Source organism: Subtercola sp. PAMC28395, from assembly GCF_018889995.1.
Lineage (GTDB): Bacteria > Actinomycetota > Actinomycetes > Actinomycetales > Microbacteriaceae > Subtercola.
The window spans coordinates 1,415,109-1,435,577 of sequence record NZ_CP076547.1; the positions used below are offsets into that span (position 1 = coordinate 1,415,109).

Genomic DNA, 20,469 nt, shown 5'->3' on the forward strand with positions numbered 1-20,469 from the left:
CGAAACCGAGCCCAGGGGGTACGGAGTGCGCCAAAACGTCCCTGAGAACGCTAGTTCAGGGCCGGTTGCGCGCACCCAGCGAGCGTCAGGCGGTCGCCCAGAAGTCGGTCCAGCTCACGCCGAGCTCGGCGAGGAGGTCGCGGAGCGTGGGCAGTGACATGCCGATCACCGTGGAGGGTGCCCCCGAGATGTGGGTGATGAAGGGTGCCGCGAGTCCGTCGATCGTGAAGGCGCCGGCCACAGTGAGCGGCTCGCCTGTTGCAACGTAGGCGTCGATCTCGGCCTCGGTGATGTCGGAGGCGAATTCGACGGTGGCCGAGGTGACGGCGCCGGCGGCGGGGAACGCCGCAGCAGGGGTGGCCTGCGGCAGGCGGTGGTCGATCATCCAGTGACCGCTGTGCAGCACGCCGCTTCGGCCGCGGTGCCGCAGCCAGCGCTCGCGGGCGACGTGGGGGAGGTGCGGCTTGCCGTAGATCACGCCGTCGAACTCGAAGGCCGAATCGCCGCCGAGAATGAATCCGTCGATCGGTTCGCCCTCTGGCAGGGCGTCCTGCACGGCTTCGGCCTTCAGACGGGCGAGCAGAATGACGAGTGCGCCGGCCGAAAGCGGCCCGGATTCGGCTTCGACGGCAGCGACCGCAGCGTCTTCGTCGACGTTCGACGGTACGACGACCGGTTCGATGCCGGCCTGGCGCAGCAAGGTCAGGCGGGCGGGTGAGGTCGAAGCAAGATAGAGCCGCATGACGAGCAATCCTACGTGCCCCCCACCCCCCACCCCCCACCCCCCCCACCCCCCCACCCCCGGGCCGAGCTTCGGTGTGCCAGGTTCTGCTCCATCGACGGCCCCTGAGCAGCAGAAGTCGGTACACCTGTCTCTGGAGGGGCGCGGCCGGTGTGCGAAGCTGGAGCCATGAGCGAACTGGTGGGCACGAACGTCGAACTCGAGGTCACCAACGTGGCGCACGGCGGGGTCGCGGTTGCGCGGCTCGACGGCCGCGTGGTGTTCGTCGCCGACTCGCTGCCCGGCGAGACCGTGCTTGCGCGCATCTCCGCCGCCGACCACAAGTCGTTCTGGCGCGCCGAGGCCGTCGACGTGATCGTGCCGTCTCCGCACCGACGCCCCCACGTCTGGGAGTCGGCGTCGATCGAGCGCGACCCCGACCGACGCGCAGGGGGCGCCGAATTCGGCCACATCGAGCTTGCCTGGCAGCGCGAGCTCAAACGGCAGGTTCTGGTTGATTCCCTGCAGCGGTTCGCCAAGCTCGACACTCCATTGGCGGCCGAAGTGATCGTCGAAGCGGTGGATGGTGATGACGCGGCGAACGGCCTCGGTTGGCGCACACGAGTGAGCCTGCACGTGGATGATCAGGGCATCGTCGGCCCGTACGCCGCCCGCTCCCACAGAGTCGTTGCCGTGCCCGACCTGCCGCTGGCCACCCAGCCCGTGGAATACGCCGCTCCGCTGGACGAGCGGGTCTTCGGGGCCGATCGTATCGACGTCATCTCCGACGGCAAGCGCGGGGCGCGGGTGGTGCTCCACCGGCCAGAGGCGGGCGATCGGGCCGACGCGTCTACGGCCGGCCGTGCACGTGGCAGTGGCAGCGACGGGGGACGTGGTGCAGGCAGGGGCGGCGCCAGAGGTGGCGCCAGGGCCGGGGCCGCGGGCGGCCGCGGGTCAGGCAGCTCGGCGAAATCCGGCGGAGACGCGCGCTCCAGTGCCGACTACGCCTCCGACTATGCCTCCGACTACTCGTCGGGCAAGAACTCGCCCCGCACCACCACCGGCAGCCGCGGGCAGAGCAGCTCGGCCCAGGCGCGCGCCTCGATTCCTTCGTACACCCCGGCACCCCCGAAACCCGGCAAACAGATCGTCGAACGCGTGGGCGAGCGCGAGTTCCGTCTTGAGGAGCTCGGCTTCTGGCAGGTGCACCACGGTGCCGCCGGCACGCTCTCGGCCGCGCTGCAGCATCAACTCCTGCCCGAACTCTTCGACCCCGCCGCGGCCAACCTCGACCTCTACGGTGGTGTCGGCCTGCTGGCCGGCGCGCTGGCCGACCGGTTCGGCACCGAGATCCGCATCGAATCCGTCGAGAGCGACTGGCGCGCCACCGCAAACGCGGAGTTCAACCTTCGCGACATCGACGGCGCCACAGCGGTCACCGCCCGCGTCGACAGATACCTCGCCGACCGGGTGAAGGGTGTCACTGCAGCGGAGCGGGCGGCGCTCGCCCGGGCATCCGTGGTTCTCGACCCCCCGCGCGCCGGGGCCGGTAAGCAGGTCGTCGGTCAGCTGCTCGACCTCGCGCCGGCGCAGATCGCCTACGTGGCCTGCGACCCCGTCGCCTTCGCCCGCGACCTGGCGCTGTTCCGCGAGGGCGGCTACGAGTTGCACAACCTGCGCGCGTTCGACCTCTTCCCGCACACGCACCACGTCGAGGCGATCGGGGTGCTGACGCGCGGGTGACACTCGAAGCGTCGTGGCACGTGAACTGGCTCTACGATGAAATGACGCCCGTACTGCGTGCTGAACGAAGGGGAGTGTCCGTGACGAACGCGCCGGAGCCGGTTCGTGTGGCCATCGTCGACGATCACGAATCGGTGCTGCTGGGCATCCGTGCCGCCTGCCGCGAGGCAGGGTACGAGGTGGTCGCTGTCGCTGCGACAGTGGATGCCCTGCTGCCCCTCATCGAAGGCGAGCCTGTCGGCGTGGTGGTCATGGATCTGAGCCTCGGGGATGGCTCGAGCGTGACCGACAATGTTCTGCGGGCCAGGGCGACCGGCGCATCGGTGCTGATCCACAGCATCGCCGATCGCACCTCGAGCATTCGCGAAGCTCTCGCCGCCGGGGCCGCCGGCGTGATTCCCAAAGCCAGTTCGACCCGCATCGTCATGGCTGCAATTGCCACGGTGGCGGCGGGCGAGGTTCTGAACAATCTCGAGTGGGCGAGCGCGATCGATGCCGACCAGGAGTTCGCCAAGGCGCAGCTGGGCCGACGCGAGCAGGATGTTCTGCACCTGTACGCCTCCGGGCTCCCGTTGAAGGCAGTGGCCGCCCAGCTCGGGATCGCCCCGTCGACCGCCAGAGAGTATCTCGACCGTGTGCGGGCGAAATACGTGGAAGTCGGGCGCCCGGCACCCACCAAGGTCGATCTGCTGCGGCGTGCGGTCGAAGACGGAATCCTGGCGATCGACGATGTCAGCACCTCACCGCGCTGACGACGTCCCAGAGCCGTCGGAGTCGGGACTGCCGGGTTCAGGGTCGTTGGGCGCCCCGGAGCATGGTGCGGGTGGCGAAACACCCGTGAACCGCCTCCGCGGCGCCATCAGCAGGTCGAGCGTCGACCTCATCATGGTGCGCGCGGCCGCGCTGTTCGCGCTGCTTTTCGCTGCCCAGTCGATTGTCGCAGCGGTGCAGTCGGCGAGCTTTCTCTACCCTGTCTGGGCTGTGAGTGTTCCGTCCGTCCTCTTTGCGCTGCTATTGCTCGTGGTCGTCGCCTCTGTGATCAATCGCGGGGTCACACTGCTCATGACCGCGTTCGCTCTCGTCTACCTCGTCGCCCTCGCCCTGGTGCCGCTGAGCGTCGAGAACCTCGGAGCCGCGCACTTCTCGCAGCCGTGGCTCTGGTACCTCGTCACGCTCGGCATGGCCTTCACTGCGCTGGTCTGGCCCACCAGGTGGGCCATCACCTTCGCGGCATTCGTGACGGCCGAGTACATGGTCATCCGAACACTGCCCGCCGGCGGCGGTGCCGCCCCCCAGCTGGCGATTCTCGACGGCCTCTACGTTCTGCTCATCGGTGCGTTCATGATCATGCTCATCACCACGTTGCGGGTCGCGGCCGACCGGGTGGATGCCGCCCAGCTCACCGCGACCCAGCAGGTCGCGCGGGCCGCCCGCCACCACGCGGTCGAATTCGAAAGAGCGAAAGTCGACGCTCTCGTGCACGACACCGTGCTCGCGACCCTCATCGCCGCGGCGAAGGCCGTCACGCCCGCCGAGCGTGAGCGGGCCGCTCGAATGGCACAGTCTTCGCTGCAGACGTTGCAGCACGCCCCGATCGCCTTTGATCCCGATTCCGAGGTGAGCCTACGGGCGTTCTCTGACCGGCTGGCCGCAGCCATCATCCTGTTGAGCCCGCGCATCACCTTCACTGTCGGTCAGCTCGACGATCGGGGGGTGCCCGGCCGCGTGGCAGACGCCCTCTTCTCCGCTGCGATCCAGGCTCTCATCAACAGCCTGCAGCACGCAGGGCCGGGCACAGCTGAGCCTGACCGGGTTGCGAGGTCGGTCACGCTGCAGGTTGCCCCCCGAAACGAGATCACCATCCGGGTGAGCGATTCCGGAATCGGGTTCGACACCGCGGCCGTGCCGTCCGAGCGCCTGGGCCTCAGAGTGTCGATACGAGAGCGCGTCGAGGCCGTCGGGGGCAGCGTGAGCATCGAATCGGCGCCGGGTCGCGGGGCATCCGTCATCATCGAGTGGAAGGACTACCAGCGCTCATGATCTCGCTGCCCCGGGCCTTCGCGATCGTTCTGGCGGCCCTCTTCTCCGCCTACCACCTGGTACTCGCCACCTATTCGATCGGCACCGCCCACTCGCCGTGGCCGGTGCTGCTCGCCATGGTGATCTACGCGGGGCTGACGGTGGTGAGCCTCTGGCCGACAAGCCCGCTTCAGATGCCCAACTGGATGGGCGCCCTGGTGTTCGGCGGATCGATCGTGATCTCGATCCTGGTGCTCTCGCAGCTCGACGGCTCGCAGTCCAACGGTTATGCCACCTGGTCGGTCGCCGCAGTGGGCACGCTGCTGACGATCGCCACGGTTCGCCAGCAGGCGGCCTTCGCCTGGCTCGGTATCGCGGCGCTCGCTGTGATCGTCGTGATCTGGGCGAATCCGCTCGCCCTCATCACGACGGGTGTGACGGGTAGTGCGATCTGGGTGGCCGTGGCCCACGCGTTGACGAGAGCCCTGGCACGTGCTGCGCGTGATACGAGCTTCTATGCCCGTGCGGAGCTTGAAGCGGCGGCCTGGCACGCGACGCACGAGGCACAGCTCACCGAAGGCCGGCACCGTCTCGACTACATCAACCGTGTCGCGGGCCCCATGCTTCACCTGATCGTCGACACCGGCGGTGAACTGAGTGCAGAAGACCAGCGCGAGTGCCTGCACGTCGAAGGAGCGATCCGGGACGAGATCCGCGGCCGGCTGCTGCTGAATGAAGAGGTGCGGGCCGAGGTGTTCGCCGCCCGCCGCCGGGGCATCGACGTCTCGCTGCTCGACGACGGCGGTCTGGATGATGTGACCGACGCCACCCGGACCAGGATCCAGTCCCAGCTCGCCACCGAGATCTCCCGCTCGCAGGCCGACAGGTTGATCGTACGCACCGGCGCCGACGACGGCGCTGCGGCGGTCACCGTGGTCGGACTCCGGGTCGGAGACGACGGGAGCGCCGTGGCGTTGGGAGCGGAGGGCGACGGTGACGAGGTCGCGCAGTGGACGGAGATCCCGCGCGCGCTGGAGCTTTAAGTGAGCACCCAGTGGGTGCTCACCGCGACGCCAGCGCCGACGAAGCTATGCTTCGTCGGTTAGACGTAGGTGGAGCCCCGTGATTTGGGAGAAAGCCGGGCACAGAAGTGGGGACACCCAGGTCCCCCGCTGTGTCCCCCAAAGTGCCGACTACCCCCAGTACGGGGGAAGGTGCATTATTGGTAGTGCTAGGTGTCTCTCTTTGAGTTACACCGCCAAACATTCGCTGTCTAGGGTAAGTGAGCGAGTGCTTGGGGGCGAGGCAAGGAGCTATTCGGGTTAGCGAATTGTCTCGAAAGAACAGCTGGGGGTTGGCGCTTGCGCCGGCCCCCAGTTTTTTCATGCCAGCCGTGCCGGCCAGGGGTGAGAGGCCAGGCGCCTCGCCGCGAACCCTCAGCCAGAGGCGGGGTCAGCCGTTCCAGCGCCCGTAACCCGGAGTGACGGGGCCGCGCAGGTCACGCTGGCTGCGCTGCCAGGCCGATTGGCCTCGAACATTCTCGGCGCGCAACGAATCGCCCTCTTCTTCGAGCATGCCCCTGACGACGGCCGACACTGCGGCCAGCTCGACTGCACTCACGTTCTTCGACCGGACGATCACCGGCGCGCCCTCAGCGGGTGCGCTCTCGTCTCCAGCAGATTCACTCATCGTGTTCCACCCTTCGCGTCACAGCGTTTCCCCGTCACAGCATTACCCATCACAGCACCTCCGTATAGCGGCACCTCCGCATAGCGGCACCTCCCCATAACGGCACAGTGGCGTTAGAGGGGAATGTTGCCATGCTTCTTCGCAGGCAGCGACGCCCGCTTGGTGCGCAGTGCGCGCAGGCCCTTCACGATGGCCACGCGAGTCGCGGCCGGCTCGATCACGCCGTCGAGTTCACCGCGCTCTGCTGCCAGGAACGGGCTCGCAACGTTGTAGGTGTACTCGTTAGCGAGTTTCGTGCGCACTGCAGCCACGTCTTCACCGGCCGCCTCTGCACGCTTGATCTCCCCGCGATACAGGATGTTCACCGCACCCTGCCCGCCCATCACTGCGATCTCGGCGGTGGGCCACGCCAGATTGAGGTCGGCGCCGAGCTGCTTCGAACCCATAACGATGTATGCGCCGCCGTAGGCCTTGCGCGTGATGATGGTGATCAACGGCACCGTTGCTTCGGCGTAGGCGTAGAGCAGCTTCGCGCCGCGCCTGATCACGCCCGTCCACTCCTGGTCGGTACCGGGGAGGTACCCCGGAACATCCACCAGGGTGAGGATCGGGATCGAGAACGCGTCACAGAACCGCACGAAGCGGGCTGCCTTCTCGCCTGCCTCGATGTTCAGCGTTCCCGCCATGGCGTTCGGCTGGTTGGCCACGATGCCCACAGACCGGCCCTCGATTCGGGCGAACCCGACCACGATGTTCGGCGCGTACAGCGGCTGCGTCTCGAGAAAGTCACCGTGGTCGACGAGGTGCTCGATGATGGTGTGCACGTCGTACGGCTGGTTCGGGCTGTCGGGGATGATCGTGTTGAGCTTGCGGTCGGCATCGGTGATCTCGAGCTCTGGCTTGCTCTCGTAGACCGGCAGTTCTGCCATGTTGTTGTCGGGCAGAAAACCGAGCAGCGTGCGCACGTAGTCGAGTGCATCATCCTCATCGCTCGCGAGGTAGTGCGAGACGCCCGAGACCGTGTTGTGCGTCAGGGCGCCACCGAGCTCCTCCATGCCGACGTCTTCGCCGGTGACGGTCTTGATCACGTCGGGGCCGGTGACGAACATCTGGCTGGTCTTGTCGACCATGATCACGAAGTCGGTGAGGGCGGGGGAGTAGACGGCGCCACCGGCAGCCGGGCCCATGATGATCGAGATCTGCGGGATGACGCCGGAGGCCTGCGTGTTGCGGCGAAAGATCTCGCCGTACTTGCCGAGGGCGACGACACCCTCCTGGATGCGCGCACCACCCGAGTCGAGCATGCCGATGATCGGGACACCGGTCTTCAGCGCGAGATCCATCACCTTGATGATCTTCTCGCCGGCGACCTCGCCGAGCGAGCCGCCGAAGATCGTGAAGTCCTGGGCGTAGACGGCGACCTGCCGGCCGTGGATGGTGCCGGTACCGGTGACGACGGCGTCACCGTATGGCCGGTTCTTCTCCATGCCGAACGCGTGGGTGCGGTGCCGCACGAACTCATCGAGCTCCACGAACGACCCCTGGTCGAGCAGCTGTTCGATGCGCTCGCGGGCGGTCTTCTTGCCCTTTGCGTGCTGCTTGGCGATCGCCGCTTCGCCGCTCTGGGTGACCGCTTCGTGGTAGCGGTTCTTCAGGTCGATCAGTTTGCCGGCCGTGGTGTACATGTCAGGGCCTGGCGTCGTTTCTTCGCTCACGGGAGTTCACTCTACCGGCCAACCCCCTGCGCAACCCTTTGACGTTAACCTCCAAATACTCGCGGTGTTGCCGGAGGTTCTGGCGGTACAGAGGCGGTACCGTCGAAGTATGCACCTCTCTGCCAGCCGATCTGCCGTGCCACGGCTCGAGTGGCTTGCCGCTTCGCCTTCGACCAACTCCGCGCTCGTCGAGCTGGCTTCTGGCGCTGAGGCGGGCAGCTGGCCCGACCTCTCCGTGGTGGTCACCGACAACCAGACGGCGGGTCGTGGGCGCCTCGGGCGTGAGTGGGTTGCCCCGGCAGGTCGCACCCTGGCCATCTCCGTCCTGCTGCGCCCGAGTGCCGGTGCTGCTGCGCTCCCGTTCGACAGCTATGGATGGATACCACTGTTCGCCGGGGTGGCGATGGCTGAGGCACTCCGCCCGTTCGTGGATGCCGGTCGGCTCACCTCCGTGAAGTGGCCGAACGACGTGCAGGTCGACGGATTGAAGATCTCGGGAATTCTCTCTGAGCTGGTGCCCGGAACACGCGATGTGGTTGTGGGTGCGGGTGTGAACCTCTTCTTCGCCGCCGATGAGCTGCCCGTGACAACGGCGACATCGCTGTCGTTGGTCGCCGACAGCGAATTCACCGTCGACGGGGTGCTCTCCGCCTATCTGCGCGAGCTGACCGGGTTGTACGGCGCGTTCGTGAGTTATGGCGGAGATGCGGTCGCAAGCGGCATCGCCCAGGCCGTCACCGCCGCGTGTGGCACGGTGAATCGCTCGGTGCGAGTCGAGCTTCCTGATGGCTCTGTCGTGACGGGCACTGCGACCGGGCTCGATGCCCTGGGCCGGCTCGTGGTCGCGCCAGACGCACACGCAGACGCAGACGCAGCTTCAATCACAGACCCGCTGGTCGTCTCAGCGGGCGATGTCACTCACCTGAGGCACTGACGGCCTGTGACGAACGACATCACCACGACGGTTCGGGGGCCAGAGGCGCCCGAGCGCGTGATCGCCCGCTACCGTTCGCACGGAAGACGCCTGTTCTGGCCCGTTCTGGTTCTGATGGGCGTGGCCGCAGCGAGCGGCTACTACCTCGGCCGGTTGCCCGAAGAGTGGCAGAACCTCACCGCGCTGGGCGCAGCGATTGCGCTCACAGTGCTGCTCGGGTTACTGCCGACGATCGCGTGGCTGGCGCGCCGCTACACCGTGACGAACCGCAGGGTCATCGCCGTGCACGGGGTGTTCGTTCGCGAGCGGCAGGAGGTGTCGCTCCGGCGCGGTTTCGACGTGACCGTGCGGCGACGCGGGTTGCAGGCGTTGTTTCGCAGTGGTGACGTGACGATCCACTCGGGAACCGGGCATCCGCTCGTCTTGAGAGACGTGCCGGATGCGGGCCTCATCGTTCGCGCACTCACTGACCTCGGCGACGACGGCTTCGTTCGCATGCCCACCGCAGGCTGAGGAGCTCAGACCAGCGACTCTTCGCGCTCGACGGCTAGGGCAGCGGCCTGGATGTTGTGCAGACCGTCGCTGCGATGGGTGCCGTAGACCCAGTAGCGGTAGAGCACGAAGCGGAAGGCGGTGCCGAGGGCCAGACCGACGACGTTCGCCGCGATGTTCGTGGCCAGCAGGCTCGTCTGCCCGAGCACGTGGTGCGTGAACCAGATGCAGCCCTCTGCGATGGCGAGGCCGCCGACCGAGACAAGGGCGTATTCGACGAGTTCGAGGCCTACGTTCTTGCGGCGGTTCTCCCGGAACGTCCAGTAGCGGTTGCCGACCCAGTTGAAGACGATGGCGATCGAGGTGCTGACGAGCTTGGCGCCGATCGCAGTGGCGAAGAAATGGTCGGTTCCGAAGACGCCGAGAAGGAGCAGATTGAAGATACCCACGTCGAGCACCATGCCGAGCAGGCCGACCACGCCGAACTTCAGGGCGTACGTCAGGAACCCGTCCCAGAGGCGCTGTGTAAGGCGTTTGATCGTCTTCAAAGTGAAAGTGCTTTCTCGAAGCCCCTGCAGACACGATGGTCGATGCTTCGCTCATGACAACTGTTCTGTCGACTATAGGGTACCGACCTCGGGATTTCTGGGAACCGGGGTACCCCTGACGCGAGGGCGCGCTCCCGGGTAAAGTAGGGAGGTGAGCTTGCGCGTAGGAGTAATTGGTGGTGGCCAGCTGGCCAGGATGATGGTTCCGGCGGCGGTGAACCTGGGCATCGATCTGCGTGTTCTCGCCGAAGCAGAGGGTTCGCCCGCCCAATTGGCCGCCACAGCGGTCGGCGACTACCGCGATCTGGCCACCGTGCTGGAGTTCGCGAAAACAGTCGATGTGATCACGTTCGACCATGAGCATGTGCCTGAAGAAATTCTCAGGGAACTGGTCTCCGCAGGGCACCCGGTGCACCCCGGGCCAGACGCCCTGCGGTTCGCACAGGACAAACTCGCGATGCGTCGCCGGCTCTCTGAGCTCGGTGTTCCCGTGCCCGACTGGGCAGAAGTGCGCTCTGAAGACGAACTTGCCGCCTTTCTCGATGACCACGACGGCCAGGCGGTTCTGAAGACCGCCCGCGGCGGCTACGACGGCAAGGGTGTGCGCCTCATCCGCGATGTCGGCGAGTCGACAGCCTGGTTCCGCATTCTCGACGAAGACGGTCGCGGTGGCTCGCTGCTGGTGGAGGAGCTCGTCGACTTTCGCAGGGAGCTCGCCCAGCTCGTGGCCCGGCGCCCTTCGGGCGAGACCCGGCTCTGGCCCGTCGTCGAGACCGTACAGCGGCACGGAGTCTGCAGCGAGGTGTTCGCACCCGCGCCCGGCACGACCAGTCGCCTCGTCGACCTGGCCGGGTCGATCGCCGTCACCATCGCCGAGAGCCTCGATGTGACCGGCGTACTCGCCGTTGAACTCTTCGAGACGACGGATGACCGGCTGCTGGTCAACGAACTCGCGATGCGACCCCACAACAGCGGTCACTGGAGCATCGAGGGCAGCGTGACCAGCCAGTTCGAACAGCACCTGCGCGCCGTTCTCGACCTGCCCCTCGGCGACACCGCAACCAGGTCCCCGTGGACGGTCATGGTGAACGTACTCGGCGGCCCCGCCGCCGGCGACCTCACCGATGCCTACCCGAAGGCCCTGGCAGACCAGCCGAACGTCAAAGTCCACAACTACGGCAAAGAGCCGCGGCCCGGCCGAAAGATCGGTCACGTCACGGCAACCGGCGACGAGCTCGACGAAGCCGCTTTCGAGGCACGCTCTGTCGCCGCACTCCTGGGTGCTGACCTCGCTGGTTGAGGAACCGCGCAGCGGTATATCGAAACGCGGGCACCCGTGAGGGAGCCCGGCCCATGGGCTCACTCGTCCAGCGGGTGCGTTCGGTCGTTACGATGATGTCATGAGCACCGAAACACCCCTCGCCGGCGTCGTCCCTCTGATCGGTGTCGTCATGGGCAGCGACTCTGATTTCTCTGTGATGAGCGATGCCGTCAACGTTCTCGTCGACTTCGGTGTCGCCCACGAGGTCGAGGTGGTCTCGGCGCACCGCACTCCCGAGAAGATGATCCGGTACGGCAGAACAGCCCGCGAGCGGGGCCTCAAGGTCATCATCGCCGGTGCCGGAGGCGCGGCCCACCTGCCCGGCATGGTGGCAGCCGTCACGACTCTGCCGGTGGTCGGTGTGCCCGTGCCCCTTGCCCGACTCGACGGCCTCGACTCCCTGCTCTCCATCGTGCAGATGCCGTCGGGCATCCCTGTGGCGACGGTGTCGATCGGCGGCGCGACCAATGCCGCTCTGCTGGCTGTCGCGATGCTCGCGATCTCAGACGCAGCCCTCGCCGACAAGCTGGCCGTCTATCGCGAGCAACTCACCGCATCGGTCGAGCACAAGAACGAGGCGCTGCAGCTCAAGCTGTAGAGAGTTACAGGTCGGCGTGCAGTTGCCAGACCTTCTCGGCCGAGTCGCGCCAGCTGAATCCCCGTGCGCGGTCGAAGCCGGCGATCCGCAGCCGTGCGGCGAGCTCGGGGTGCGTCACCAGCTGGGTCATCGCGTGGGCGAGACGTTCCGGCAGTCCTTCGGCGTCTTCCCGCGCGACGACGATGCTCGCGTCGTCGGCGACCTCCATCAATGCGGGCACGTCGGTGTGGATGACCGGGGTACCGAAGTGCAGGGCCTCGATGACGGGCAACCCGAACCCTTCGGCCATACTCGGGTAGACGAACACGTCAGCCCGTGAGATGACGAGCGCGAGGTCTTCGTCGCTGACGAACCCGAGCACGTGGACGCGATCGGCAGCAAGTCCTGCAGCAGCCGCGACCGACTCCACGTCGAGGTCGCCCCAGCCCTTCGGCCCAGCGATCACCAGCGGAAGCTCGGGCGCCTCCGGCCGGGCGAGCGCCTGGATGAGTGACGCGAGACCTTTGCGCGGTTCGAGGGTGCCGACAGCGAGCACGTACGACGAGGGCAGGCCGAGGGCCTCCGCCCGGGCATCCGCGTCGACGGGTACGACCAGTTTCGAGCTCACGGCCCCGCCGATGACCCGTACTCGCTCGCCGAAGTTGACGTAGTGCGCAAGCTCTTCGGCTACGGCATGGGTCGGAACCACGATCGCGTCGGCGTACTTGCGGGCGCGCTTGGCCATCGCCTTGTGCCAGGCCACGCCGTGGGGAGTCAGGGTCTCGGGGTGCGTCCACGGCACAACGTCGTGGATGGTCACGGCGATCTGCTCGCCCGGCTGGTGCAACTGGTCGTGCTTCGACAGCGGGGCCATGAGAGATGTGGCGTGAACCATGCCGTCGCTGGCTGCCGTGAAGAACCCGTGCTGCCAGGCCGCCGCGAGTTCGCGGCGCCCGAGAGTGGTCTTCGTGATCTCTGCTAGCCCTGGCAGGCGTGTCCTCAGTTCGGCCAGCTTTTCATGCGGTTGTGCCGACACGATCCCTTCGACGGAGCAGTCCCGTGGTGCCGTCTGGATGAGCGCGGCGGTGAGCTCTTCTGTGTACCGCCCGATGCCGCCCGGAACCGGTGCGACCATCTGGTCGACGATCACGCGAAGCGTTGCCATGTATCTCCAAAATCCCGATGGCCGTCAGCGTACCCGGCTTCTTCTGCAGCTGCGCGCGAGTCCGTTCCCGCTCGGGATCACTCTGAACCCAGTACTGACTGGGAGCAGAGCGACGGGTCGAACATGCCTCCGTGCTTGGGCACGACCATATCAGGCGCTGGTGCCCGCTCCCTGAGGGCCGGCGGCCCGGCCGAATCAGGGCGAGCGTTCAGATCACGCTGTCGTGACGGGCGGTTGGCGACGCGAACCCTCTTTGACGCGGATCTTCAGCAGGATCCACAGAGCCTCAACCCCGTCCCAGGCGGTGATCTTCTTGCCTTCTGCGCGTGTGCGGGCTTTGTAGGAGATGGGGATCTCGTAGGGGCGGTAGCCGCGAGCGAGGAGCTTTCCGGTGATCTCCGCCTCCATGCCGAAACCGTTGGAGGTGATGCGCAAGGAGCGGTACAGAGACGTCGGCATGAGCTTGTAGCACGTCTCCACATCGGAGACGTAGGCATTGAACAGGATGTTCGTGAAGAGGTTGACCCCACGATTGCCGATGACGTACCAGTACGAGAACGAGGTGTGGCTGCTGAAGGTTCGCGTGCCGTAGACGACGAGCGCTTCGCCGTCGAGAACAGGCTGCACCAGTCCGGGAATCTCGCTGGGCCGATATTCCTCGTCGGCATCGCAGATGATGACGTAGTCGCCCGTAGCGAGTTGTGCGGCCTTTCGGATGGCCGCGCCCTTGCCCTGGTTGGTGGGCTGGTGAAAGACCGTGACACGCGAATCTGAAACCGCGTCGAGAATAGAACGGGTGTCGTCGTGGCTGCCGTCATTGACGATGACGAATTCGACGTCGATCTCTGGTTGCCAGGCGATGGCCAGAACCTTGCCAAGGACCTTCTGCAGGGTGGCCTGCTCGTTGTAGACGGGCATGAGTACGGAGAGCTTCACGGGTTACCTTTCAGCACAGACTGTGCTGTGGGTCGGCATTCGACGGGTTGTGTGGCAAGGGGCGGTGATGGGCACAAAACTCGTTCAGACTAGCATTCCGCCTCGTCGTGCTGCAGAACCGGCACTGCCGCGAAGGTACAGTGGAAGACCAGATGGTCCGCACACGTATCAGCTCGACCGGCCCGAGAGCGGCGCAGGAGGCCTCGCGCACCCCCGTGGCCGGCGCAGGCATGCGGCGATTCGTGGGGATGGAAATCCTTCTCTCGATCGTTTCGGGCGTGGTGTCTCTCGTCCTCGGAATGTTCGCGCTGCGCATCGGTCCCCGGGAACTCGCCGAGCGGTGGGGCACCGGTGGTTCCGACCAGGTGTTGCACTACGGAATCTTCTCGGCCGCGCGTGATGCCTTTCCGTTTCTGCCGAACACTCATCTGGGTTTTCCGCTCGCCCAGAATCTGTTCTTCGCGCCGCTCTTCGACATCTGGTCCGCTCTCTTCGTCTGGGTGATCGGCCCTGTGGTGCCGAACGGCATCTGGGCTCTGAACGTCTACAACGTTTCGAGCTTCTTCGCTGTCGGTGTCACTTCGTACCTCTTCTTCAGGGCACTGAGGGTGCGCAGGCCCGTCGCCGTGGTGTTCGGCGTGATCTTTGCGATCGTTCCCTATCACTTCCTGCAGCTGGCGATGGGGCACCCCTTCCTCTCGAACTACTGGGCTCTGCCGCTGGCGGGCATTGTGGTGCTGATGGCCGCGGGCGAGCGCACAAATCCCTTCGCAGCATGGATCGCGCGCGCGCCCGATCGTCGGCATCGCCTCACGCGCCGCCTGGTTCCCATCGTCGTTCTGGGGGCAGCCGTCGCCTGGACGCAGTCGTACTACTTCGTCTTCGCCGCACTCATCGTGGGGTCGGTCTGGGGTGTGTGTGCCATCACTGCCCTGGTGCAGGGGCGTGGCTGGCGGAGTCTCGTCTGGCCCACGGTCACCACGGGCATCCTCTTCGTCTTCATCGCTCTGCAGCTCGCCTTTCTCGCACAGGACTTCGGTGACCGGTACGCGAAATACTTCGGAGCCCGGACCTTCGCGGACTCGGAACTCTACGGCGGCAAGTGGATGGACCTGATCCTTCCCTCGTCGCAGAGCGGGATCGGGCTGTTCGCGCAGCTCGGCAAGTCGTATCGGGAATCCTCCCCCTTGCTTCCCTCGTCAGAGAGTGCCGCCACCGCAATCGTGGCGATCGCCGCCATCGTGTTGACCATGCTCGTGTTGTTGGTTCGTATCGTGTGGCGCCCTTCTGGCCCCACAGGGAACGCTGCCCCCGGAGGCAGGCTCGCGTCCTTTCTCCTGGACGAGCGTGTGGGTGTCCTCGTCGTAGCCTTCGTGACGGCACTGATGTTCTTCATGGTCTCGGGACTCGGCACGACGCTGGCATTCTTCGTCAGTGGCGAGATTCGCTCCTGGTCCCGCATGTCGATCGTCGTGAGCATGCTCGCGTTGGGAGTGCTGGCCATCTTCGTCGACTCCCTGGCACGCAGGAGGTGGATCCTCGCGGTCGTCCTCGTGGCGGTGGGCGCAGTGGCGCTCGTCGACCAGACCAGGCTCATCAACTTCACCCTCCCGTTGCAAGCCGTCTCCGACTCCTCCCTTGAGTCGTTCACCGCCTCGGCGGAACGCCTGCTTCCCGATGGTTGCGGGGTTGCCATGCTGCCACTGAAGGGCTTCCCCGAGACGGGCCCCATCGGCGCGATGGGTGACTACGACGAGATGCTGCCCTACGTCTACGCAACGAGCGATGACCTGCGGTGGAGCTACGGTGCAGTCCAAGGCACGAAGGACGCCGACTTCTGGGCCTCGGTGACCACACCGGCGCAGTTCGGCACGGCGGTCGCCGAATCCGGTGCGTGCGCTGTCATGGTCGACACCTACGCATACCAGGGCAACCCAGACGGGTGGAAGGAGTGGGTCTCGGCCGCCGGTGCCGACCCGTCATCACCGACGATCACCAGCACCGACCCGCAGCAGCGATACCTGCTCTTCCAGCGGAGCGCGCCCTGACGAGACCGCGGTGTCAGCCGACCGTCGCCGCGGGTGGCTGCGGTGACTGGATGCCCGCCATGATGTCGAGCATGGTGGCATGGATCCCGGCCGGGAGCGGAGTCAGCGGCCGGTCATCCAGTTCAGGCCAGACAATGGAACGCAGACGAAGGTCAAGGGCCTGCATCGAGATCGTCGGAGAACTCCCGAGCATGATGTGCGGCTTGCGGCGCGAGAGCGCCTGGAAGTGACCGACAAGCGCGCCGATGGTGACGGCATCGCCAGACGCGATGATCTTGGTGACGTTCTGGGGTCGCCCGGCTGAAGAGGCAGTGCCGAGCCGGTCGACCACGTCGCAGACCAGGTGGGCGCAGTCATCGACATAGAGGTAGTCGCGCACAGTGTCCAGTGGCACGAAGATCGAAGCCGGGGTGGGAGAGAACTGTGCTTTTGCCAGGGTGGAGATGAGGCCCTGCATCTTCGTCAGCTTCTGGCCGGGGCCGTAGATGTTGGCGATCCTGCCCTTCACGACGGAGATGCCTGAGCGGGTGTGGAGTTCGTCGAGTACAGCCTCCATCTGGAGCTTTGTTTCGCCATACGGTGCGAGAGCGACGGGGGCCGTTGCCTCGGTGTAGGGAGGATTCCTGGATCCGCCGTACACTCCGCCGGCCGATGAGGCGAGAAAGACCGAGCCCCTCCCGGTCACGCCGGCCGTCGTCGCCCTGCTCTCGACCAGTTTCATGACGTCGCGGAACTGTCGCAGTTCTGCGTCGAGTTGCGCGCGCGAGGTTCCGATCACACCTGACCCTGCCACCCACACTACGGCCCATTCATCGGCCGCGGAATCGTCGAGAGTGACGGCATCGAAGAGAGCGTCCAGTTGCGCGGAGCTTGTTCGGCTGACGGCAGGTGCATCGCCCCAGACCATCGGCTTGGGGTCGAGCAGGCGCCACCCCCGACGGGTATGAATCGAGCGCAGCAGCGCCGAACCGAGGAGGCCGCCGGAGCCCACCACCCACACGAAGCGGGTCATGGTGCCAGTAGCTTCATGCTGTCGGCTCGGTGCGGGAGGGAACGGAGTCCGGGTCGAGTACGTGCGGGTCCTCGGTCACCACAGCGGCCGTCGGCGACGCGATCGTCACGTTCGGTGACGGTGCCGGTTCGTGAGCCAGTGCATTGCGCCGGTGGGCCCGACCGAGGGGGCCGAACGCCGGGTCGGTCGTTATCAGGTAGGGAGGTTTGCCCATTGCCATGTTCACATTGATGCCGATGTACTCGGCGATCACCCCGAGGGAGAACAGGATTGCCCCCGTGCCCAGAAGCACCACGACGATCGTGGATGCCCAGCCGTCAGGCACCGCTGACGTGGTGAGCCTGGCAGCGAGAATATAGAGCGCGACGAAGATACCGACCACGGCGAAGAGAATGCCGATGAAGCTCACGATCCGGAGTGCGCGCGTACCGCTGGTCAGGACCATTCGCCAGAAGTGGCCGAACAGCCGCCTGACGGAATAACCGGAGGGACGGTCGCCTTCCTGGCGGAGCGTGACCGGAGCGGTTGCCACATGGCCGGCGATCCAGCTCAGGGCGACGTCGAGATAGACCCCCGAACCCGAATACGCCGCCACGCTGCGACCGACGCTGCCGAGAACAAGGCGATAGCTCTGGTAGTTGCCCGCCTTGCCGCCGACGAGCTTCGTGAGAAGCCATTTGGCCCCCTTCGAAGCGGTGTTCCGCAGGAGGCCGTGAGGGGGTGGGTTGAGTGGTTTCGCGTAGACGACTGTGGCCTGCTCGTCGAGGGCTGCATCGAGGAGGGAACCCATCTCGGCCGGGTCGTGCTGCCCGTCTTCGTCGAGGGTGACGATCCACTCGCTTCCGGCCGAGGCCATCCCCGCCAGGGTCGCTGCATGCTGGCCGGAGTTCTTACTCAGCCACACTGCCCGCACCCAGGAGTACTGCTCGACCAGCTCCCTGATCACTCTCGCCGAATCATCGGGGCCGTTGTCGAAGACGAGAAGCGTCTCCCGCACGACGAAGGGATAGTTCGCCGCACTGTGCTGCACTTCGGTGAGCGGCAGGATCTCACGCATGAGGTCCCCGAGTGTCTTCTCACCCTGGTAGACCGGGATCACGACAGAGATCTCGTGCGGTTTGTCTGTCGGCACTCCGATGTCGTCTGGCACGGTGACTGACTTTATCACCGTTGACCCTGACATCTGCTCAGCCGTTCCCGAGGAACGCGGAGACCGCCTTCTCCTGGATCGTCAGATGTGAGATCTGCAGTTCGGGTGGTTTGGTCGCCGTGGCCCCTGCCACCGCGATCTGCACGGTCGAGCTTCCTGGCGGCAGACTCATCGCGTGCGTGACTGTCGTCGCTCCATCAACGTCGAAGGTGACGGATTCCGTCGTACCGTCGGCGAAGGAGACGGTTGCGGTCTCAGCTGGATTGTTGGGCGCCTTCAGGGTGAATGTCAGCTCGATCTGCGCCGTGTCGGAGCGATCGTTCAGAAGGGTGAACCGGGGTGCGACCGCCTTCTTCGACCCGCCTTCTGTCTGGTCATCCGAGGAGGTGGGCTTGAAATCGGGGAGCATGCTCAGCGTGACCGGATCGGTCACAACCCTGCCCACAGCATCCAATTCGCTTGCGCTGTATCGAGTGAGGAGATCGGCGCGGGTCTGGGCGAGGGAGAAGAAGACCCAGTGGCCGTCCTGGCTCTGTGAAGGCGTCTGGGCCAATGTTGCCGTGAGGGCGGCGATCTGGGCTGCGCCGTGGTCGTCGAAGGCCCAGGTGTCCACCAGGATGCCGGCCATGTTCGACGCAGCAGCCAGCTTCACCAGATCGGCGGTGGGAAGCTGCGAAACCGGGTAGGGCCAGTTCGATTGGGGTCGGCCCTTGATTCCCCCGGCACTCCACCGCAGCTGCGTCGTCTGCATGAAGGGAATCAGCTCGTCGCTGGCTTGGATGCCGTTCGCTGAAACGGCCTCGGGGAAGGGGATGTACGGCAGCTGGAGCACCATCGACTCGGCGGGCAACTGGGCTTCGAGACCGGCGAAGAACGCCTTGTCGGAGTCGTACGTGGCGATGACGGCAGCGTGTGAGGCGTCCTGCCCTGACGATGACGGTGTCTGGTCGATGTACCCCACACCGAGGACTCCAAGCGACACCACCCCGATGGTGACCCCCGCGATGACCTTCGAGGCATTGACGCGCGCCAGCACCCAGGTGATGGCGAGCTGCAGGGCGAGGCCGAAGGCCACCAGGCAGAGCGCCGCCATCTCGATGGACATTCTGTTCCACCCGCGAAGTGCAGAGGTGAAGAAGGAGATGAGGGTCGAGAGCCCCCCCATTGTCGCGAAGAGGAAGCACACCAGAGTGAGCACGGAGACGAACCCGATGGTCTCGAGGTGACCGTTCACCTCCTTCTGGGCACGGGTCTGGGGCTGGGTGCTGAGCTTCGCTGTGCGCCGCCAGGCGACAACAGCGTAGGCGATGACCAGGAAGCTGATGATCAGGCCCAGTGCACCGACCAGGCCGAGTGCAGGCTCTTCGCTCGGCAGTGGGAAGGTCTGGTCGTAGTACGTTCGGATGGTATGGAAGAGCGGTATTCTGCTTCCGTTCCACGGCAGGATCAACTGCGAGAGTTTCAGCGAATAGATCTCGGTCTCATCGGCCTGACGAAAGAACCCGCCGGGATTCTGACCGTTGGTCCAGCCGAAGATGACGTCGGGAGCCGAGTTGATGGCCATCACCAGAACGGTCACCAGGCCCAGGCCCGCGGCCCCCAAGAAGCGGCGCCAGTTGCGGTCACGAACCAGCACGAACACGGCGGCGAAGACCAGGAGAATGATGAAGAAGACGCCGTAGTACGTTGCCGACGTCGCCAGCAGCGCCAGGGCGACGACCGCGAATGCACCGCGACCTGTCAGGATGCCCCACCAGCGGTACCGGGACGGCCTCGCCGTCCAGATGGCCTCGCCGCGCATGAGCCAGACCAGAAGACCCAGGCCCAGCGGAATGCAGTAGTACGAAGCGAGGAACAGGTGGCCTTCACCACGCACGAAATGGTACGGCGCCAGCGCGAAGAGAATCCCGAGCGCGACCGAGAGCGGGCGCCAGATGCGGCAGACGCGAAAGAACCAGTAGGCCGCCAGCGCGGCGAAGATGAAACCGAGAAAGAAGTACATGTTGACCACGACGGGCCAGCGCCCGTCGAAGAGCCCGAGCACCTTCGCGGCGATCATGTGCAGGTTGTCTGCGACCGGGAAGTCGTTGTAGTTCTGGCCCGCCGGTGCCCCGAGGTCAGGGTTGTGCTCGTACCAGCCCTGCTCCAGGGTCGTCTTGAAGTGGTCGGCCGAGGCGATGGCATCCCCGGTGTAGTACCAGGGAACCGAGAGCCGTGCAGTGCTGAGTCCGAGCGCGAAGTACGTCAGCAGTGCGCTCAGCCCGGCAGTGAGCGCGTACCAGGGCAGTTCTGAACGCGCGATGCGTGACAGACGAGCTCGGCCGCCGCCGGCGGCTCCTGCCGGGCGCACTATGGTGTTCTTCGTCACGTACGTTCATCCTTCTACGAACCAGGGTGTG

General features: G+C 65.8%; 18 protein-coding genes. 9 read left to right on the forward strand and 9 right to left on the reverse strand.

Translation table 11 applies throughout. From position 1 onward, the window contains the following. Window positions 1-85: 85 nt before the first annotated feature. The gene (locus KPL76_RS06570; RefSeq protein WP_216335654.1) at window positions 86-742 is read right to left on the reverse strand and encodes a nucleoside triphosphate pyrophosphatase; all 657 of its coding nucleotides are present in this window, start codon (window positions 740-742) and stop codon (window positions 86-88) included. Window positions 743-910: 168 nt separating this feature from the next. Here KPL76_RS06570 and KPL76_RS06575 point away from each other — a divergent pair, with 168 nt between their 5' ends. The 4 genes from KPL76_RS06575 to KPL76_RS06590 all read left to right on the forward strand — a co-directional run bounded on the left by KPL76_RS06575 (window position 911) and on the right by KPL76_RS06590 (window position 5,526). Continuing rightward, a complete protein-coding gene (locus KPL76_RS06575) occupies window positions 911-2,464 on the forward strand; it encodes a class I SAM-dependent RNA methyltransferase (protein WP_253202206.1) in 1,554 nt (517 codons plus the stop codon). 80 nt (window positions 2,465-2,544) lie between these two features. After that, entirely contained in the window at window positions 2,545-3,216 is a 672-nt protein-coding gene (locus KPL76_RS06580) for a response regulator transcription factor (protein ID WP_253202207.1), read from the forward strand. Window positions 3,217-3,301: 85 nt separating this feature from the next. Continuing rightward, the gene (locus tag KPL76_RS06585; protein WP_216335655.1) at window positions 3,302-4,504 is read left to right on the forward strand and encodes a sensor histidine kinase; all 1,203 of its coding nucleotides are present in this window, start codon (window positions 3,302-3,304) and stop codon (window positions 4,502-4,504) included. After that, window positions 4,501-5,526 (forward strand): hypothetical protein, encoded by a 1,026-nt coding sequence (locus KPL76_RS06590; protein WP_216335656.1) that lies wholly within the window; start codon window positions 4,501-4,503, stop codon window positions 5,524-5,526. Before KPL76_RS06585 ends, KPL76_RS06590 begins: the two co-directional genes overlap by 4 nt. Window positions 5,527-5,935: 409 nt before the next feature. Here the strand turns inward: KPL76_RS06590 and KPL76_RS06595 are convergent, their stop codons facing one another. Both KPL76_RS06595 and KPL76_RS06600 read right to left on the reverse strand, forming a co-directional pair. After that, a complete protein-coding gene (locus KPL76_RS06595; RefSeq protein WP_216335657.1) occupies window positions 5,936-6,172 on the reverse strand; it encodes an acyl-CoA carboxylase subunit epsilon in 237 nt (78 codons plus the stop codon). A gap of 113 nt (window positions 6,173-6,285) precedes the next feature. Then, window positions 6,286-7,857, reverse strand: coding sequence for an acyl-CoA carboxylase subunit beta (locus KPL76_RS06600; protein ID WP_216336168.1), 1,572 nt, complete (start codon window positions 7,855-7,857; stop codon window positions 6,286-6,288). A 139-nt stretch (window positions 7,858-7,996) separates the two neighbouring features. Between KPL76_RS06600 and KPL76_RS06605 the strand changes: the two genes are divergently transcribed. Both KPL76_RS06605 and KPL76_RS06610 read left to right on the forward strand, forming a co-directional pair. Next, window positions 7,997-8,821: a biotin--[acetyl-CoA-carboxylase] ligase gene (locus tag KPL76_RS06605; RefSeq protein ID WP_216335658.1), complete on the forward strand. Its 825-nt coding sequence runs from the start codon at window positions 7,997-7,999 to the stop codon at window positions 8,819-8,821. Between the two features lie 6 nt (window positions 8,822-8,827). After that, window positions 8,828-9,334, forward strand: a complete 507-nt coding sequence (locus KPL76_RS06610) for a PH domain-containing protein (protein WP_216335659.1) — start codon at window positions 8,828-8,830, stop codon at window positions 9,332-9,334. Window positions 9,335-9,339: 5 nt separating this feature from the next. On the opposite strand, the gene KPL76_RS06615 is transcribed toward KPL76_RS06610, so the two are convergent. Next, window positions 9,340-9,861, reverse strand: a complete 522-nt coding sequence (locus KPL76_RS06615; RefSeq protein ID WP_239518326.1) for a GtrA family protein — start codon at window positions 9,859-9,861, stop codon at window positions 9,340-9,342. A 151-nt stretch (window positions 9,862-10,012) separates the two neighbouring features. Here KPL76_RS06615 and KPL76_RS06620 point away from each other — a divergent pair, with 151 nt between their 5' ends. Continuing rightward, window positions 10,013-11,161: a 5-(carboxyamino)imidazole ribonucleotide synthase gene (locus KPL76_RS06620; protein WP_216335660.1), complete on the forward strand. Its 1,149-nt coding sequence runs from the start codon at window positions 10,013-10,015 to the stop codon at window positions 11,159-11,161. Between the two features lie 100 nt (window positions 11,162-11,261). Beyond that, window positions 11,262-11,780 carry a 5-(carboxyamino)imidazole ribonucleotide mutase gene (gene purE / locus KPL76_RS06625; protein ID WP_216335661.1) on the forward strand — a complete coding sequence of 173 codons (519 nt, stop codon included), beginning with the start codon at window positions 11,262-11,264 and terminating at the stop codon, window positions 11,778-11,780. A gap of 4 nt (window positions 11,781-11,784) precedes the next feature. Here purE and KPL76_RS06630 read toward each other — a convergent pair whose 3' ends face one another. Then, complete coding sequence (locus tag KPL76_RS06630; protein WP_216335662.1) at window positions 11,785-12,924, reverse strand: glycosyltransferase family 1 protein; 1,140 nt, start codon at window positions 12,922-12,924, stop codon at window positions 11,785-11,787. A 213-nt stretch (window positions 12,925-13,137) separates the two neighbouring features. Then, the gene (locus KPL76_RS06635; protein WP_216335663.1) at window positions 13,138-13,860 is read right to left on the reverse strand and encodes a glycosyltransferase family 2 protein; all 723 of its coding nucleotides are present in this window, start codon (window positions 13,858-13,860) and stop codon (window positions 13,138-13,140) included. A gap of 152 nt (window positions 13,861-14,012) precedes the next feature. Between KPL76_RS06635 and KPL76_RS06640 the strand changes: the two genes are divergently transcribed. Beyond that, the gene (locus KPL76_RS06640) at window positions 14,013-15,908 is read left to right on the forward strand and encodes a hypothetical protein (protein WP_216335664.1); all 1,896 of its coding nucleotides are present in this window, start codon (window positions 14,013-14,015) and stop codon (window positions 15,906-15,908) included. Window positions 15,909-15,921: 13 nt separating this feature from the next. Here KPL76_RS06640 and KPL76_RS06645 read toward each other — a convergent pair whose 3' ends face one another. From KPL76_RS06645 to KPL76_RS06655, 3 genes are read right to left on the reverse strand one after another with little or no spacing between them, the layout of a single operon-like run. Then, window positions 15,922-16,920 (reverse strand): NAD(P)-dependent oxidoreductase, encoded by a 999-nt coding sequence (locus tag KPL76_RS06645; protein ID WP_216335665.1) that lies wholly within the window; start codon window positions 16,918-16,920, stop codon window positions 15,922-15,924. 13 nt (window positions 16,921-16,933) lie between these two features. After that, on the reverse strand, window positions 16,934-18,070 hold the full coding sequence (locus KPL76_RS06650) for a glycosyltransferase (RefSeq protein WP_253202208.1): 1,137 nt from the start codon (window positions 18,068-18,070) through the stop codon (window positions 16,934-16,936). Between the two features lie 37 nt (window positions 18,071-18,107). Continuing rightward, complete coding sequence (locus KPL76_RS06655; RefSeq protein WP_216335667.1) at window positions 18,108-20,438, reverse strand: hypothetical protein; 2,331 nt, start codon at window positions 20,436-20,438, stop codon at window positions 18,108-18,110. Between the last annotated feature and the right edge of the window lie 31 nt (window positions 20,439-20,469).

Excerpts from the sequence above, each read along its gene's own strand:
- KPL76_RS06570 (WP_216335654.1), bottom strand. The coding sequence starts at position 742 with ATGCGGCTCTATCTTGCTTCGACCTCACCCGCCCGCCTGACCTTGCTG.
- KPL76_RS06575 (WP_253202206.1), top strand. The coding sequence starts at position 911 with ATGAGCGAACTGGTGGGCACGAACGTCGAACTCGAGGTCACCAACGTG.
- KPL76_RS06590 (WP_216335656.1), top strand. The coding sequence starts at position 4,501 with ATGATCTCGCTGCCCCGGGCCTTCGCGATCGTTCTGGCGGCCCTCTTC.
- KPL76_RS06595 (WP_216335657.1), bottom strand. The coding sequence starts at position 6,172 with ATGAGTGAATCTGCTGGAGACGAGAGCGCACCCGCTGAGGGCGCGCCG.
- KPL76_RS06600 (WP_216336168.1), bottom strand. The coding sequence starts at position 7,857 with ATGTACACCACGGCCGGCAAACTGATCGACCTGAAGAACCGCTACCAC.
- KPL76_RS06605 (WP_216335658.1), top strand. The coding sequence starts at position 7,997 with ATGCACCTCTCTGCCAGCCGATCTGCCGTGCCACGGCTCGAGTGGCTT.
- purE (WP_216335661.1), top strand. The coding sequence starts at position 11,262 with ATGAGCACCGAAACACCCCTCGCCGGCGTCGTCCCTCTGATCGGTGTC.
- KPL76_RS06630 (WP_216335662.1), bottom strand. The coding sequence starts at position 12,924 with ATGGCAACGCTTCGCGTGATCGTCGACCAGATGGTCGCACCGGTTCCG.
- KPL76_RS06640 (WP_216335664.1), top strand. The coding sequence starts at position 14,013 with ATGGTCCGCACACGTATCAGCTCGACCGGCCCGAGAGCGGCGCAGGAG.
- KPL76_RS06645 (WP_216335665.1), bottom strand. The coding sequence starts at position 16,920 with ATGACCCGCTTCGTGTGGGTGGTGGGCTCCGGCGGCCTCCTCGGTTCG.